Origin of the sequence: Pseudomonas duriflava (genome assembly GCF_007830155.1) — a bacterium.
GTDB lineage: Bacteria > Pseudomonadota > Gammaproteobacteria > Pseudomonadales > Pseudomonadaceae > Chryseomonas > Chryseomonas duriflava.
The window spans coordinates 1-15,763 of the sequence record NZ_VLKY01000033.1 but is presented as its reverse complement, the minus strand read 5'-3'; the positions used below and the strand labels follow the sequence as shown (position 1 = coordinate 15,763).

17 protein-coding genes are annotated in these 15,763 nt (G+C 46.1%); 2 read left to right on the top strand and 15 right to left on the bottom strand.

Annotation, left to right across the window (positions count from 1 at the left end; genetic code table 11):
• The first annotated feature begins 302 nt into the window (after window positions 1-302).
• On the top strand, window positions 303-560 hold the full coding sequence (locus IQ22_RS22155) for a hypothetical protein (protein ID WP_145145991.1): 258 nt from the start codon (window positions 303-305) through the stop codon (window positions 558-560).
• Window positions 557-826 carry a hypothetical protein gene (locus IQ22_RS22150; RefSeq protein WP_145145990.1) on the top strand — a complete coding sequence of 90 codons (270 nt, stop codon included), beginning with the start codon at window positions 557-559 and terminating at the stop codon, window positions 824-826. Before IQ22_RS22155 ends, IQ22_RS22150 begins: the two co-directional genes overlap by 4 nt.
• Window positions 827-1,826: 1,000 nt before the next feature.
• Here the strand turns inward: IQ22_RS22150 and IQ22_RS22145 are convergent.
• The 15 genes from IQ22_RS22145 to trbB all read right to left on the bottom strand — a co-directional run bounded on the left by IQ22_RS22145 (window position 1,827) and on the right by trbB (window position 15,403).
• Window positions 1,827-2,462, bottom strand: coding sequence for a recombinase family protein (locus IQ22_RS22145; protein ID WP_145145989.1), 636 nt, complete (start codon window positions 2,460-2,462; stop codon window positions 1,827-1,829).
• 326 nt (window positions 2,463-2,788) lie between these two features.
• On the bottom strand, window positions 2,789-3,520 hold the full coding sequence (locus IQ22_RS22140; RefSeq protein ID WP_244309387.1) for a TraX family protein: 732 nt from the start codon (window positions 3,518-3,520) through the stop codon (window positions 2,789-2,791).
• A 43-nt stretch (window positions 3,521-3,563) separates the two neighbouring features.
• A complete protein-coding gene (locus tag IQ22_RS22135) occupies window positions 3,564-4,211 on the bottom strand; it encodes a lysozyme family protein (RefSeq protein ID WP_145145988.1) in 648 nt (215 codons plus the stop codon).
• Window positions 4,212-4,225: 14 nt separating this feature from the next.
• Complete coding sequence (locus IQ22_RS22130; protein ID WP_145145987.1) at window positions 4,226-4,525, bottom strand: TrbM/KikA/MpfK family conjugal transfer protein; 300 nt, start codon at window positions 4,523-4,525, stop codon at window positions 4,226-4,228.
• Window positions 4,526-4,536: 11 nt separating this feature from the next.
• The gene (gene trbL, locus IQ22_RS22125; RefSeq protein ID WP_145145986.1) at window positions 4,537-6,288 is read right to left on the bottom strand and encodes a P-type conjugative transfer protein TrbL; all 1,752 of its coding nucleotides are present in this window, start codon (window positions 6,286-6,288) and stop codon (window positions 4,537-4,539) included.
• Window positions 6,289-6,296: 8 nt separating this feature from the next.
• Window positions 6,297-6,497, bottom strand: a complete 201-nt coding sequence (gene trbK / locus IQ22_RS24205) for an entry exclusion lipoprotein TrbK (protein WP_145145985.1) — start codon at window positions 6,495-6,497, stop codon at window positions 6,297-6,299.
• A 9-nt stretch (window positions 6,498-6,506) separates the two neighbouring features.
• On the bottom strand, window positions 6,507-7,271 hold the full coding sequence (gene trbJ, locus IQ22_RS22115; RefSeq protein ID WP_145145984.1) for a P-type conjugative transfer protein TrbJ: 765 nt from the start codon (window positions 7,269-7,271) through the stop codon (window positions 6,507-6,509).
• A gap of 29 nt (window positions 7,272-7,300) precedes the next feature.
• On the bottom strand, window positions 7,301-8,722 hold the full coding sequence (locus IQ22_RS22110) for a TrbI/VirB10 family protein (protein ID WP_145145983.1): 1,422 nt from the start codon (window positions 8,720-8,722) through the stop codon (window positions 7,301-7,303).
• A gap of 3 nt (window positions 8,723-8,725) precedes the next feature.
• The gene (locus IQ22_RS22105) at window positions 8,726-9,175 is read right to left on the bottom strand and encodes a conjugal transfer protein TrbH (RefSeq protein WP_145145982.1); all 450 of its coding nucleotides are present in this window, start codon (window positions 9,173-9,175) and stop codon (window positions 8,726-8,728) included.
• 3 nt (window positions 9,176-9,178) lie between these two features.
• Entirely contained in the window at window positions 9,179-10,072 is an 894-nt protein-coding gene (gene trbG / locus IQ22_RS22100; RefSeq protein WP_145145981.1) for a P-type conjugative transfer protein TrbG, read from the bottom strand.
• Between the two features lie 14 nt (window positions 10,073-10,086).
• Entirely contained in the window at window positions 10,087-10,857 is a 771-nt protein-coding gene (locus IQ22_RS22095; protein WP_145145980.1) for a VirB8/TrbF family protein, read from the bottom strand.
• Window positions 10,854-13,433, bottom strand: coding sequence for a VirB4 family type IV secretion/conjugal transfer ATPase (locus tag IQ22_RS22090; protein WP_145145979.1), 2,580 nt, complete (start codon window positions 13,431-13,433; stop codon window positions 10,854-10,856). The genes IQ22_RS22095 and IQ22_RS22090 overlap by 4 nt, the downstream gene beginning before the upstream one ends.
• Complete coding sequence (locus tag IQ22_RS22085; RefSeq protein WP_145145978.1) at window positions 13,430-13,744, bottom strand: conjugal transfer protein TrbD; 315 nt, start codon at window positions 13,742-13,744, stop codon at window positions 13,430-13,432. Before IQ22_RS22085 ends, IQ22_RS22090 begins: the two co-directional genes overlap by 4 nt.
• Before the next feature lies 1 nt (window position 13,745).
• A complete protein-coding gene (trbC, locus tag IQ22_RS22080; RefSeq protein ID WP_145145977.1) occupies window positions 13,746-14,144 on the bottom strand; it encodes a conjugal transfer system pilin TrbC in 399 nt (132 codons plus the stop codon).
• A 257-nt stretch (window positions 14,145-14,401) separates the two neighbouring features.
• Entirely contained in the window at window positions 14,402-15,403 is a 1,002-nt protein-coding gene (gene trbB / locus IQ22_RS22075) for a P-type conjugative transfer ATPase TrbB (RefSeq protein ID WP_244309384.1), read from the bottom strand.
• Window positions 15,404-15,763 lie beyond the last annotated feature (360 nt).

Below are 15,763 nucleotides of genomic sequence, written 5' to 3'. Positions count from 1 at the left end.
GGCTTGATGCGCTTCCACAGCGCAGCCGTAATCTCTTTGCGATGTCTCATGCCTCTATCGTGAACATAGCCAGGCTTAGATTCAAGGGGGGTTTGTTAGCGGCTCTTAGTCAGCTGTAATAGCACACCTACCATTTCCACAATCGGTATAGCTAAAGGCTTACACGGCACAGCGGCAAGCTGCTCTGTTGCACCTTCGGTGAAGCCCGTAAGCTACACCCATCAACTGCAGCACAGGATGTGCTCAGAGAGATCAAGGATGATTGATCGTCGCCAGGATGGCAGCTCGACAGGATGTTGAGTATGATCAACAAGAACCCGCTTCGGCGGGTTTTTTGTTGCCTTGAAAAAGGCAGGGTTAGCTTTTATTGGATGGAAAGGCAAGAGCAGTGCAGTGCAGCTTCGCATAAAGGGGCCATTACGGTTAAAAGATATGAGCGATTTCTTTTTTATAGCGTTGGCTGGTTTACGCCCACGTGGTGGGTTCTTTTGCTTGCTGGAATTCTTGCCCGTCTCCTTTATCTAGTATTTTGTATAGCGATCAGTAAGGTATTTAAATGACTAACCTCATGCTTAAAAAGTCAAAAATAATCATGCTCACAGCGTTTGTTTTCCCCGGTGTGGTAACCGCCTTAGAGATAAAAGAAATACCAAAAGAGGATGTAAAGGAATTCAGATACAACGATAGTACAGGAAGCTTGATTAGAATTCATAAAGTTTGTATCGAAGGCGTATCTTATTTCATTACTTTTACTGGCGAGGGTCCTAGCGCAATGACACAAGCTGTCAAAGATGGCTATTTCGAGCGCTGCGAAAGCTCTAAATAATAGTAACTGTGGGAGGCAAAATGAACGCTCATATTGATGCTGCCGGCTAAATCGTAATAACCACTTTTTTGCTTTTAACGGTTGCCTTCGTTTTGGCTGCATTTTTCATGTGGAAGTATGACAAAAGATCGAAACTTGCTATTACCTGGGTAGCAAATACTTGTATTGCTACCCAGCTTTTAGGGATAGCTCTTGCATGCAGCTCCACAACGATGCCACTTCCCCCCTCTTGATTTTTTAGTTAAAGGAATAGGCCTGATCTTCTTCGGGGGAAAAGTAAAGCGTGAGGCTCAAAGCATCCCAATTTACCGTGATTAAGCCAAGTACAGCGTAGAAAGCAGCGGCTAGCTACAGCTCAACCGCTAATTAGCTAAAACTTTCTTCTGAAGAGTTTTTTCCACGGCTGGCCGAAGCATCGTCCAAAAAATTTAGAAGGCTTTGACACTCCTTATCAGTCTTTCGCCTAACTTCATACTCCTTAATAAAGTGCTCACCTGCAGCCCATGAGTTACGTTTGCGGATAGTCATATCTTTTTCTACCTACACACAATAAGATTTACGGATATTATCGGATAGTTTAATGAGGTCTTCAATTTCCTTGTTATCTCTTGGCGTCAAACGCTTTAATGAATATCTTTCAAAGTCTAAAATAAATTTTGCAATTCCAATAATTACATAAGCGGAAATCGATTATGCTAATAGAGAGCCAGCAGGGTTAGCGTGGTCAAAAACTATTAAGTAATGAACCAAGAGCGCAAAAATGATCACGAAAACTAATAGAACTAACGTACAAGAACCAAACCTTATCAAAGTTTTTTTATTTAAAGGCATGTGTAGGAAAGGTAGATTAACATCGCTACTCATGATAAAGGGGGGGGGAGTCCTTGATACCTTTCCTCATTATTGCTTCTCCAACCTCTCAGAATTATCAAGCATTTCAGATATGGCTTTACTTAAGTCTTTGCTTTCTCCTTCGGTATACCCAGACCAAGGGATAAAATTAGTTAGCAGTTCCTCGCGTCGTCAACCATTCGCGATTGTAGCGCTTGACCGTGGTAGGAGAGCATCCCAACAGATCAGAAGTTTTTCGTATCGAAAATTTGGAATCTAAGCAACTCCATACTTTCTCTTTTATTTTTATATTTTGTGGCCTACCTTTATACAGACCAGCAGCCTTTGCCGTTGCGATTCCTTGGGCTTGTCTATACCGGCGTACCTCATAATCTGCGTTAGCCTGTGCAGCACCTATTTCGATTAACAGATCGTTAATGATCCCAAGCAGACGCTCAGTCTGTAGATCCGTTTTCTCATCTGTCATCCATCGATGACTTGTCGGCAGCAAGCGCACAACAATCTTCAGACCTTTACTATCAATAACTCTTTTTAGGCTTTTCCAATTCTCTTCGTTTAGCCTGGACAAGCGATCAATAGCTTCAATCAGTAGTATGTCTCCTTTTTTTGCATCCCTGAGTAGTCTCATCAAGTCCGGCCTATCGAGGCGGACGCCTGATTCGTTATCAGAGTAGACACTTGCTATAGTTTTGCCGAAGTGAGCAGCAAACTGCTCCAGGTCTGCTAACGCTCGAAAGGCATCCTGCTCTTCAGTTGAAGCTCGTAGATATGCACGTACAAACATTATAGTTTGTATTCGTTTGGGTTATTCGTATAAAGGTGTGACTGTTTAAGTCTATATGCCTATTTAATGATAGGCCATAACGCCATTTATAAGTGTGACCGCTGGAGTACACCCTAATAGTCACGACATTTCTCGCAACAATTACATTTTCGAAAACTATCAAAAATTTGTGGCTAATAGATTTTGTATGTAAAGCACTAGGTTAAACTGGTAGCACTAAGCTCCCGTTTCGGGAGCCTAGCTGTTGACTACTATTAAGCGGCTCGGGCGTCAGGCAATGCACCTTCGCTGTAGAACTCAGCAATTTGTTCACTAGTAAGGCATTGCTAGAAAAACAAATAGCCGGCTTTGGTCATTGGGATCCTTATCAATAAAAGCACCGTTAGATGAAGTGGGTAATAGACATAAAAAAGCCACTTTAGACGAGGTACTTTAAGCTTTATGCGTGAAAGTAGTAGAAACGTCGGTAGAGCTGCAAAAGCCCACAAGTTGCCATTGATAGGACTGAGTAGTAGTAGTGATCCAACTACTGGAATCAGTCTAACCAGTCCCGGTCCCCGGCAAAACCACCAGAAAGCTATGCCTAGAGTAACGGCAGGCCACCAAAACTCGACTAATGAGCCTCCAACAATGAAAATAATGAAAGCTAAAAGCAAGTTTCTAGTAGTGTCACTCCCCTCCTCTAGTTTCTTGATGTGTTTTATAGATAAAGTAACAGCGAGCAAACAGAACAATATATTTAAAGGGTAATACCCTAAATATAGAGATCCAAGCTTTATAAATGGAACAGTTGCTATAATTCCAAATACAAAAAGCCTTTTGCTAGTTCTATGAAATGCATCGGAAGATATTTGGGGCCTTGAAAGGTTATACGCCAAGATAAATACAAAGAGCGGCATGGCGACTCTGCCAGCCTCAAACAGATACGGCAGGGTCTCATTAAATAAATATTTATTAATATGATCTCCCGTCATTAAAGCAAGAGCTAACCATTTAATAAGCTCTAAAGTGCCGTCTGGAATGTAAAAATTCTTATTTTTTATACAATGAGCACGCAAATAAATATTCCAATAAAGTAATTATATAGATCAGGATTTGTCTTTATTTCGAGGCGTTAAGAAGCGTTCGAGGAATATATTCAGTCTTGGCGTAGCTTTTACTAGGTGATGACTTTGCGTAGTCAGGCTTATACGCTGGCTGAGCGACTATCTCGGCGGGTTTCTGAGCAGGCTCAATCGCAGCGGTCGCAGGCCCTATTGAGGCCGCTAGAGCTTCTTGCCTAACCTGGCCTAAAACCACAGTTTTTTGCGTTACGGCATATGTTTTAAATCGAGCTTCCAGCCAGTCAGCCCAGGTTGAAGCACGCTTCATAACTAGACGGCGATAAATCGCATTTTTATCCGGGGTTCTGGAGTGGTAGTTAGCTACCCGAGTCCAAAGATCACCTTTGTCATTTAGAACGTGGCCGCGTATACGCCATGCGGCTAGTTCATAAGGATAACAGCCGGCTTTCTCTACATCATTAGCAGTAATGCCGTATCGCTTCAGATCTTCGAGATATTTAGTATTGAATTGTAGTGGGCCAACATCCCATGACCCATCTTTATTCTGATTCCATTGCCCAGGCTTGCCGCCCTCTTGAGCTGCCACAGCAAGAACAATATTGGCCGGTAGCTCATATTTCACCGCCGCTATGATCGAGCATACAACTCGTTCTTCTTGAGCGGGAGGCAAATCAACGAACGGCATCTTGATGCTCCTACTTAGCCACGCATACGGCCAAACTTATCATTGATCATTTTAGTTTTGTCAGGATCCGCTTGGGAGCAACTATCCAAGAATTGTTGCCGAGCGTTTGCAGTTGAACTCCAACGAATATCACCGTGCTTTTTCTTAATAATATCAAAGTAGTCACCGACAGCGGAGCTGCACTCTGAAGGGTTCTCTCCTTGCAGCTTGCCCCACATACATAAAACAGTTTCGCAAGGATCTTTTGCGTAGGCTGGGACAGATGCAGTTAGTACGCATCCAATTAGCACGGCTGAAATCAAGTTATGTTTCATTGTTTTTACCTTTAAGCCCTGTTTACGAATTCGTTTATTTCATCATCCAGATCGGAGCTGGATGGACCAATACTGTTGTTTCCATCAACCGTACTAGAACTAAAATAATCGTTGGCTTTAGCAAGTCTTTCAGAGCGGTCTTCACTGGCTTTTGCCGCATCATATTTAGCAAGAAGTTGATCTTCTGAGCGCTCCCTGGCTTTGCCACCTGGATTGTTAATTTCCGCAGCTAACTTGCCGCCTGCTGTTTTACTAACACTTTCATTCCAAGAGTCTTTCAGTTCATTCTTCTTGTTATTTGCCATTTGCCCGACTCCCTTAGCCAGATTGCTAGCAGTACCCAAGCCAATCCTAGCGGCCTGAGCAATCTTGCTTCCTGCACTTGACCCGCCGCTTTCACCACCGCTGGAGGAGCCAATACCGCTTTCACCACCGCTGGAGGAGCCAATACCGCTTTCACCACCGCTGGAGGAGCCGCCACCGCTTTCACCACCGCTGGAGGAGCCGGCACCGCTTTCACCACCGCTGAAGGAGCCACCATCGCTTTCACTGCCGCTGGAGGAACTACCACCGCCTTCACCACCACCGGAAGAAGTACCGCCAAAGCCCATAGCTTCACTCAATGGAGTAGAGCTACTACTAGAAGAGCTGGGACTGTCACCGCCACCATAAATACTATTGGTCGCGCTCAACAACTGACTGGCTGAACCACCAGCAGCACCACCTTCGCCGGCAGATGCCGCTTTGAAGGCAGCGGCTAAAGCTTGCCCTCCTCCTTGTGCATTTGCGGCTATGCCTTTAGCAGCAGAAGCCATCATCGCGCCGCTGGTAGCCATTGCGGCAGCAGCAGCTCCCATCGCCCCAATAGCCGCACCTGCACCAAAGCTTGTTCCCGCTCCCGCTCCTGCCCCACCAACTATGCCAGCGACCATTCCAGGAAGTTTGTCAACTAATAGTAGTAATATAAGAGCTGCAACTAAAACTACGCCCATTTCTGCGAGCGTAATTTCCTCGGACATATTATTTGCATAATCCATTAGGAAGGTTTTCGCTACTCCTACAATAAGGACCATTGTAAAAAGTTGCGCGGATATACCTAGAATTGTTTTGTAGTAATTGATAGCTATATCAGAGGTCCAGCGAGAACCACCGAAACCTAAGAAAAATATTCCTGCGTAGGAAAGGACCCAGGCTGAAATTAATAGAATCAGCATATTTACAGCGACAATCGCTAGAATAGCTAGAATAATAATGGCTTCTATAAATAAGCAAGCACTCATTACTGGAGACCAACCAGAAAATTGCTCGCAAATTTTGTAAAAGATCTCGAACCCAACATCTATGATTCCGCTAGGAGCGATTGATTTTGTACTAGTGTTTAGGCCCGCAGCCGAGGCTCCTAACTCTTTTAAAGAGTTTATAAAACTTTCGGCAATATCTGGACCGTTTACTAGTAACCACCAAAAAAAACCCGTAAATATTATAAATTTTGTTGCTTCCGTAAAAAACTCACCGATATCAGCTTTGCGTAAGGCCAGTAAGCCGAACGTCCAACACATCGATATAACTGTAAGTGTCCAAAACAGCCGGGAAGCAGCGGCTGTAATTACAACAGCCCATTTTTCGGAAGCGTCTGAATATTTTTGGAGAACACTATTCAACATCTCCCCATTATTAATGGCGGCGTTTGCATCGATAGAATAGAACGCCAGCCAAATGAACAATGGAATGGCTGCTATTTTCCAATTGACTGACATTCTCATGAGTTTTCTTACCACCCCTTGTCGTTACTTCTATGAAATGAATTAACACCCATTCCACACTTCATTCTCATCTTGTCTTGTTGAGATTTGTCTTTAATATTTTGAATATCACTACATTTATAATCTTGAATAGGCTCTTTATCCTCTTTGCACCCAACTACTCCCAGACTTAAAGCCAACGCACACAAAAACAAAGATATATTCTTCATATTGGAAAGTTACCAACCTGTATCTTCAGATTTGACGAAATTACCTGCGGTAGCAGATTTATCTGCTGCTTGTTGTTGCGCTTCTCTATTTTGTTGAGCCATTGATTGCGCGGTAAGTACTTGCTGCTGTGCCAACAAAAGCGAGCGGATTTGCATCAATTGATTAGCTTGAGTACTTGCAATCTGATTTGCATATCCCATCGCCTGCATACGGCCTGTTGCAGACTGAGCCTGGGCTTGTAGTTGTGTCAGATTAGAGGCATCTGTTTGTAACTGCTTTTGCTGCAATGAAATAGTCTGCATTGCATTATTATTCGCTCGCTGTTGAGCTTCGTTAGCTGCGGCCTGTGACTCCGTACAACCTCCGGGTAATGCGTAGCAAGGCGAGGAAGAGTAGTAGCTTGTATTTTTATACTTATCTAAATAAGCCTCCAGGGAACCAGCTTGGTTGCTGTAGTAGTCCACCATGTCTTGCGCAGCAACAATCTTTTTTGTGATGTCGTTTACTTGGTCCCAAAGATAAGCTGCCGGAGCGGCTGTGTTTCTTATCTGATCTTCAAGCTGATCTAGCTGAGTTTTATATTGCAAGACTTGTTGTGCATACTGTTCGAGCTGCTTTAACTGCATTGCAACATTTTGGATGGCACTAATCGTCGTTTGCGATAAGTTAGATCCGTCAATAACAGGGATACCTGCAAGAGCAGGTCCCCCGATGATAGCGCTCAGTACAAAGACAGCTAGGCCAGTCTTTTTAGCGGCTAAAGTTCTTTTCATATTGCTTACCCTTATTCTCTTGGAGTCAATCAATAATCGAAGGCTTTATATGGCTTTGAAAAAACCATGTCTTTCGTTACGGTCACGTTAAAACGATATCCTGGACGGATTTCTAGCGTTGGCGAGACGTTGAGGTTTTTACGTATAAGTTCAGACGTGACTTGGCCGAGTTGCTGGCCTAAGGCTTCACTCATTGCGCTGCTAGCAGTTTCTTGTCCGTATCCACTACTACTGTCTTGGCTTAATGAAATACCTGCCGTAATGCCAGACATTAGGAACGCACTACCAAACAGCCGTAATAAATGATTGTTTGTCAGGTCATGGAAACCAGAATATCCAGCGCTGTCTGCTCCAGGCATGGAGCCTATATCCATTGTCTTTCCGTCTGGAAAAACTAGGCGCTGCCATGCAACCATTACACGGTTTTGACCATAAGCTACATCGCTGCCATAGGTTCCTACTAAGCGCGTACCCTGAGGGACCAGCACCCATTTTCCTGTAGGTGTATCAGAAACATCCTGAGCTACTTGTGCAGTCACTTGTCCAGGCAAGTCTGAATTGATGCCTGTAATCATAATGCCAGGGATTACAAATCCTGCCTGGATGACATACGGCGTCTTGGGTGCCTCTTGTGTTGATTTCAGCTCCCAACGATCTTTGCCACTGGCGTTATCAAACTGATCGTAACTATTACGTGAACTATTGGATGCGTTGACTAAGAAAGGCGAATCATCGGAAGAAGATCCACCCATGCCTCTATTGCTACTACCGCCACTTTCACCCCGAATTGCTGCCAACTGTTGTTTGTAGGCTTGAGTTGGGTCTTGGTATTTGCGGTTGTTCAACTCTGCTCGCGCAGCCGCGATACGAGCCAGGGCGTCTTCGTTTGAGGTAGGGGCAGATGAATTAGAGCGTGAGGAACCTGAGGAATAGCTAGCTGTTTGGTCAACAGATACGCGTGTTTTGGCTTTCACAGCATCAAATAGTTGTTGTGTTTTCATCTGCTTGATCTGTTCAAGCGCTGGGTCCACAGCTACTTGAGTCGCTGGAGCATAACCGGGCGGCGTAGGTGGTGCAGTGAGGTCTTCGCTGGGTCGAACCACAGCTACAGCAGGAGCATCAGGTTTCTTTTCCGCAGGAAGAGTATTGTCCAGTTTAGGCATTACAGGTGGCAGTGCAGTAGCATCAGGAATGATTCCAGCTTCAGGGCCTCCCGCAATATCTTTAGCAAACGTAGAGCTACTTAGGACTTCCTTTTCTTTTTCCTGAGCTTTTTCATTCTGCTTGGCAGCTCGATCCGCAGCGACAAGAGCCATGATCCCCAAAAAGATCACTAGCGCCGAGCCAGCAATGATCATGGGCCAATTATTTACCTTTCGGACCCCTGCAAACTTTGCCAATTTTCCAGGCGATGTATCTGGAGACATTTGATCTTGATTAACAGTACTCATCGATCACTCCTGCTTCATTACCCAGGGGCCAGCCGGCAGAACGGTATTGTTCTGAAGCACATAGGCACGGCTTAGGGATTGCTTCCCAATCAGCAGAGATACTTGGTAAAGGTTGGTGCCTGATAAATTGTCCACGACATACCGCAGTTCTTTTCCCGAACTTGCGGGCTGTGCCGATTCGCCTGATTTCACATCAGGTCTGTACTCCATGAGGGAATAGCCTTTCACGCGCAGCGATGATGTAAGTGCCCTACCGTAGGAGTCCTCTACTGGCTGTCCAACATTGAAACGTGTGCTAGCAGGCGGGAAAGTGGCTAACAGTTGCTTGACTGAATCATCAGCTAAGCGTTTATTGGTAATTGGCGAACTGCCTTCTGCAAAATTCCCGTATTGTGAGTTAGACGCACAGCCTGCAAGACCGGCGAGAAGACATACAAAGATGATCTTTTTCATCTATTACTTCTCCCTTGTGATCGTTACGCGATCTTGCGACTTACCCACGCCGGCCCAGAGAATTGCCCGGTCAAATACCGAATCGACGATGTATCTATTATTTTGAATGCGATAATTGACCTGAGCTATTTCTTCATCGCGGAACCAGCCGGCTTCTTTAGTCAGAAGAACTAGAGTTGGTGCATCTTTCTGGCTAATAGCTTTAGGCATTTCAATGATGGTTTTACGTCCATCGTTGTAAACTCGAACGGGTTTCCAATTCGCGTTGCCAGAAACCTCGTAATCAAACGACAGGTCGCCCAGGTATTCCCCTGTTTGCGGAATAGTTTTCCGCTTTCGCTCTGTTTGTTCGCGCTTCTTAATTAGATCCCATTTGGCAAGCGCATCTTCTGGATAGGTAAATGCGACTTGTGGCATGTACTCTGTCCGGTGTGAGCGAAGTTTTAGGTGATAGGTGCGCCGATTTGTTGTGACAACTAGGCTTGTTTCCAAACCTACATCCTGAGGTTTGATAATAAGATGCAAAATTTCAGATTCGCCTACGCCGGTAATAGCAGGTTCTACTGTCCAGCGAGCGGTATCGCCTAGGTTAATTGAGTTGACTTGTTCACCAGCCTGAAGAGCTACATCGCATACCTGGAGAACAGCACAAACAATACTTGGTTGTTGTGCGCCGAAAATGAAACGAACCGTCCCATCACCCCCATCTACTGGCTTGATCCCTGTAGCGCTCGCTTTAGCCCACTTCTGAGAAATGGCAATTGCGGCCTTTTCATTTGCAGTCAAAACCGGGTTGGGATTGGTCGAGAAATACAAATCGGCAGCATTGTCTGCCTGAGCACATACAGGGGCCAAGGCCAAGCTGGCAAGGGTTACTGCAAGGAGTTTCTGTTTCATATTAGTTGGCCCCTTTAGAGTGGTTTTGACCAGGAAAAATCGCGGACGAATAGCCGAATCGGATTCATCATCAGTTCTTGTTCGGAAACGGCTGGGTTGGTTTCGGCCTGATACACCGTCACCATGGCTCGCCACAGTTCAGGAGCTTTTTTCAGTGAACCCGAGCGGTCCCGAGTCGTTTCTTCCCAATCGACTTGGTACGTCTCTGGTGTTTGTTGAAGAACAGATTTGATTTCGACGCTGACCGTCTCAGTTTCTGCGCGGGTGAAAGGCCGCGACTCCGGTGTGCCGTTTAGCCACTCATTCATTTTCTTTGTTGCGGCATCATTAGAAGACAGCACGGCGTACACACGAAATACAGCGGCACGCTGCAAGCTAATGTCAGGCGTCACAAGACGCGCATCAGCAATAAAACTGGCGATACGGGCTTGAATGACTCGCTGATCGACAGTGGAAGTTTGGTCAGCACGACCGAACGCAACGGCTGCGCCTAACTTGTCAGTTTGAACGATGTACGGGATGAACTTGCTTTGGCTTCCGATATATATCAATCCACCAACCGCCGCGAGGGAGATCATCAAGCAAAGGAGTCCCATAACCTGCCATGCCATTCGTGACGCTACAACGCTACCAACGTGGTCATTCCAGGTACGCCTAGCAGCCAGGTAAGGATTTTCGCTCTCACCTTGACGGCGGCCACCCACTAGCGGCTCACCGCGTCGCGGATCCAAAGGATCCGTGCTTTGTGGTTGTTGCTTGAAGAAAAAACGCTTCCAGTTACTCATGCGGCAACTCCTAGATTAAGAGGCTGAAGTCTTTTGCTTTCCAGCCAGTGATCTACCCATGCGTAGCCATATTTACGTTCAAGATTTTTAATCATGGCTATTGAGTCTTTGTCCGAAACACCGACAAAGGCTAAGGACATGGGGCAAGCCCCCAGAGCAAGATCAAAGAGGCGACGACCGTTTTCGGACGTAACGTAGTAATGCCGCTTAGCTACTGCCGTTGCTACGATTTCGATCTGCCGAGCGTTCAGGCCCATACGGGTATAAAGCTTGGAAGTTTCTTCATCACGGGCAAATGGGTTAGCAAGGAAAATCTTAGTTGCAGTAGCTTCAACCAGAACATCCAGGATTCCAGAGTTAGCCGCATCAGAAAGGCTTTGAGTTGCTAAGATAAGAATGCAGTTAGCTTTACGCAGAACTTTCAGCCATTCACGAATCTTTTCTCTGAACTCTGGATGCCCCAACATCAACCATGCTTCGTCTAGGATGATTGCTGCTGGCTGCCCTCTTAGAGAGCGTTCGATTCGACGGAACAGATAGAGCAAAACAGGGAGCGCAAATTTTTGGCCCATGTTCATTAGCTCTTCAATTTCAAAAACTGTGAAATCAGTTAGTGATAGTCCGTCCTCGGTAGCATCAAGCAAATGCCCCATGTTGCCATCTACAGTATATGGCTGGAGTGTTAAGCGGATCTGTTCGTCTTGGCACACATAGCAGAAGTCACTTAAGGTTGTATTCTTTTTGCCTTCTTGTGATGAGCGGTAAAGTGACATAACCGCAGTCGCAATCGCCTTCCGCCGTTCGGGATCAACTTCTACTTTGTTGAGTACCAGAATGGTTTCGATCCACTCCATCGCCCAAGCGCGGTCGCTTTTAGTCGCTAGAAATTGAAGAGGGGCAAACGATAATTTTTCATCGTCACCGGCTACCATGAAATGCTTTCCTGTCCGGCCTTCAGTCGTGGCATTAATACCTGCGGTCAGAGGATATAAGGACATGCCCTTGTCAAAAGCAAAGATGGACATTTCAGGATAACGGCGAAGCTGTGCGGCCAGGATTGCAAGCAATGTGGACTTACCAGATCCAGGAGGGCCAAAAAGGAACGTGTGGCCTAGATCTCGTACATGCAGATTTAACCGGAAAGGTGTAGCTCCGTGAGTTACACAGTGCATTAGTGGCGGGGACTGAGGCGGATACATGGGGCATGGTGCTTCTGCACTGCCAGTCCAGATCGTACTGGTTGGTAAAAGGTCCGCTAGGTTCATCGTATTAATTAAGGGACGACGAACGTTCTCAACTCCGTGGCCTGGAATACTACCAAGATAGGCATCGATAGAATTTATCGTTTCAATACGAGCAGCAAAACCAATCCGTTCTATTGCTTTTTGGATTGAACGAGCAGACGCCTCGCATCGCATCCGGTCTTCATCCATGATCACAACGACGCTTGTGTAATATCCTTGCGCAATAAGGCCACTATTAACTTCAGCAATAGCATCATTGGCGTCCTGGACCATCGAAAGGGCGTCTTGGTTGATATTGCCAGAGTTCGTGTTAAAGACTTGCTCAAAAAAGCCTCGTACTTGTTGACGCCATTTTTTACGAAACTTCTCTAAGTGCCTTAATGCTTCATGGGTGTCCATGAAAATAAAGCGTGAAGACCAGCGATATTCACAAGGTTGCTCAGCTAAGGCTGATAAAATGCCGGGATATCCCTCCAGTGGAAATCCTTCTATAGCAACAACCTGGATATAGTTACGCCCTACTCGTGGAATAACACCGCCGAAGAATTCTTTTCCACCAATAATGCAGTCAAGGTACATCGGGTTCGAAGGAAGAATGACCGGCTGTTGAATGCCAGTTACGCAAAACTGTAGCCATGACAGAAAGTCGTCATAAGATAATTTACGGCCATCTTCTTGCTCTATATCACTCCGATTTAAGCGTGTCATTTTCAGGACAGATGACAAACTACCTTCCATATTCCTAATGTCACGCTTAAACGTCTCGATAATCTGATGAGTTCGGCTCTTGCGATCCAACTTCGGAGCGTCGTCATCAAACATCATCTCAACAAATTTTTGCTGAGCCAGGACAGGCGGGAAATAGGTCACTGTCAGCACAAAGTAACCTTCGTACATTGTGTCTAATGACTCAAAGAGCTTACGGCGTTCCTCGTCTATCGCCTCGGTTAGGGGATCTCCAAACTTTGAGCGGCCACGCTCGATGTATTTCGGCGCATCACGACGTACAGCATCAACATGAATCATCCAGCCATTACCAAGGCCAGCGAAGGCTTGGTTAATGCGAGCGGATACAATCTCACGCTGGTGTGCTGTACTAGATGCGTTGTCATCACCTTTGTAGAGCCAAGCAGCCATGAGTGAGCCGTTTTTACCGACAATTACACCATCGTCTACAACAGCAGCATGAACCAAGAGATCTGACAGTCCAGCGTCTGTTGAACGATGTTTTTTTAGACTTTCCTCGCGCTTTACCCGGTAAATATTGAGGTAAAGCACAAGAATCATTACTGCGCCCAGGGCGGCGATGGCATATGTAATTAACTCCATCATTTGTATTGTTTCCCTTGGCTAGTGGGATTGATTCGGAACGGAGTAGAACGCGCTGGGTAATAGCTTTTGTAGCGGCGATGGCGAAGGTAGACATGACGCATTTTTGGGTCCGCCTTTGCCATGATTCGGAGCGTTATTAACGCTCCGATCCATAGCAAAATTCCGACTACAGTCGCCCGCAGCTCTTGAGCACTGAATATCAGTGCAAAAGCAGCTACGCCGGAAAACATCACTAATTCACGATCCCCACCCATGAATAAGCTGTTCCGGTTACCGACGCGACGTATAGAAATCTTGCGAATGTCTTCCATTTCACGCAGTCCTGGTTGCTACCTGAAGGCAGCTAGTAACAGAAGCAATTTCAGCGCCCTGTCCAAACAGGCCACTCATGACGTTGTTTGCCCCAACAATCAGAGCCATTACTAGTACAAGGAAAATCAGCGTACGGAAGAAACCATTCAAGTCACCACCAAAAATCAGAACCCCACCTGCCACAACAATACCGATAATTGACAGCGTGAACGCTACAGGACCCGTAACTGAATTCCGTAAGCTTGTTAGCCAGCTTTCATAAGGCAAACTGCCGCCCGTTCCGACTGACGCGTAGGCATGTTCAGGAACACTCATGACTACAGCGACAATGAGAAATAGGCCTAGGTAGCTCAAGACACTGCGGTTGATGTTAAAACCTTGTGAGGCGATTGCTTGCATCAGAAGAGATCCTTAGATGATTTTAAAAAATGAAACAGCCCTCGCGGAGCCGGCGACCTGTGAGGTATCCGGTACACTAGGCCTGTCAGGAGTGCTGGCAATGTGAGCAACTACCGGAGCCGCCTTGCCTAGCGACTCACTGCCCTTTGACGAGCGAGGGTGTTTCATGCCCAACGCTGCCAAATTAGTTAGCGCACCGCTTGCCGCGTGCGTAGAAAGCCGGGCTTCAAAGCAGATACGTGTATGTGCTTGGCTCATCAGCACACCGCCCTATAATGAAACTGACCGCTCTCATAACCAGTGACTTCGAGGATTTCTTGTACTCGACGCCCTTGAGGAGTCTTAGCGATGTGGACGATGACTTGGGCAGCATTAGCTACCAAAGGCTCTATATCGCGGGGAGCGTATGGATGGCGGGAAACAAGCGAAACAAGGCGCGGTAACGCTTCACTTCCAGAGTTCGCATGAAGCGTACAAACACCGCCAGGATGCCCCGTATTCCACGCATCAAGCAGGTCCAGAGCCTCGGGGCCGCGCACCTCACCAACCAGTATGCAGTCAGGCGCAAAGCGCAATGCAATCTTCAAAAGCGCAGTCATAGATACGTCATCGCTGGTATGCGTCTGAACGTAATTGTCACTTTTGATTTGTAACTCACCGGTATCTTCGATCACATATACCCGTTCGCTAGGGAATATGAGCGCCTTTTCTTGAATAACAGCGTTTACGGCAGTGGTCTTGCCGGAAGAAGTACCGCCAGAAATGATGATGTTTTTATGTTCGCGTAACGCTTTTCGAATGTACTCAACTTGAGCAAGCGTCATTACGCCTTGCTCAATGTAGTCATCAAGCGTGAAGACTCTTATGGCTTTTTTACGAATAGCAAAACATGAGGCCTGGACTACTGGAGGAATCATGCCAGCGAAGCGGCTGTTATCCAGAGGCCACTCGCCTTCCAGTGTTGGAGACGAGCGGGTAATTTCTTTCTGAAGATAACCGGCGACCCTAGACAGAATAGAGAACGCTTGGTGAGGGCCGATATTGCCGATATGAGTTTTTGGCTCACCCAGACGCTCTTTAAAGAGCTTTCCATCAGGGTTCAGCATCACTTCAATCGTTTTTGGATCGTTCAACGCGTCAACAATTAAAGGTCCTGCCTCATCGGCTAATGCTTTACGCGCACGGCGCTGACCTTCAGTCAGATCTCGATCATCCATTTGTAAACTCCATCGCATTGATACCGACAGTCTATCGGCCAAGAAGGGAACCTTTCGGTATATCCTTCCAATTAATACGATATTCAGAAATAAAAAACGTACAACCGAAAGCTTGCACGGATTTTATGACGTGGTTTTGATTTATAGAGTACGGAGGGAAAGTAGTAGAGGACACTGCGTAAAACATCCTTGTATGCAGATTTTGAAAAAGTACAGCTAGCCCAGCGATCCTGCTAGGCGTTACAAATTTAGCGGCTAAATCAAATCTTAGCGTGAAAACTAGCTATCACGAACGGTCTTTAGCGTTGAGCTTTTTACGGGCATTCTCTTCCCATTTTCGAACTATGAACGCTTTTGACTCAGGCAATACAGCGCAGATTCTAACATAGCCATTTGGAAGAT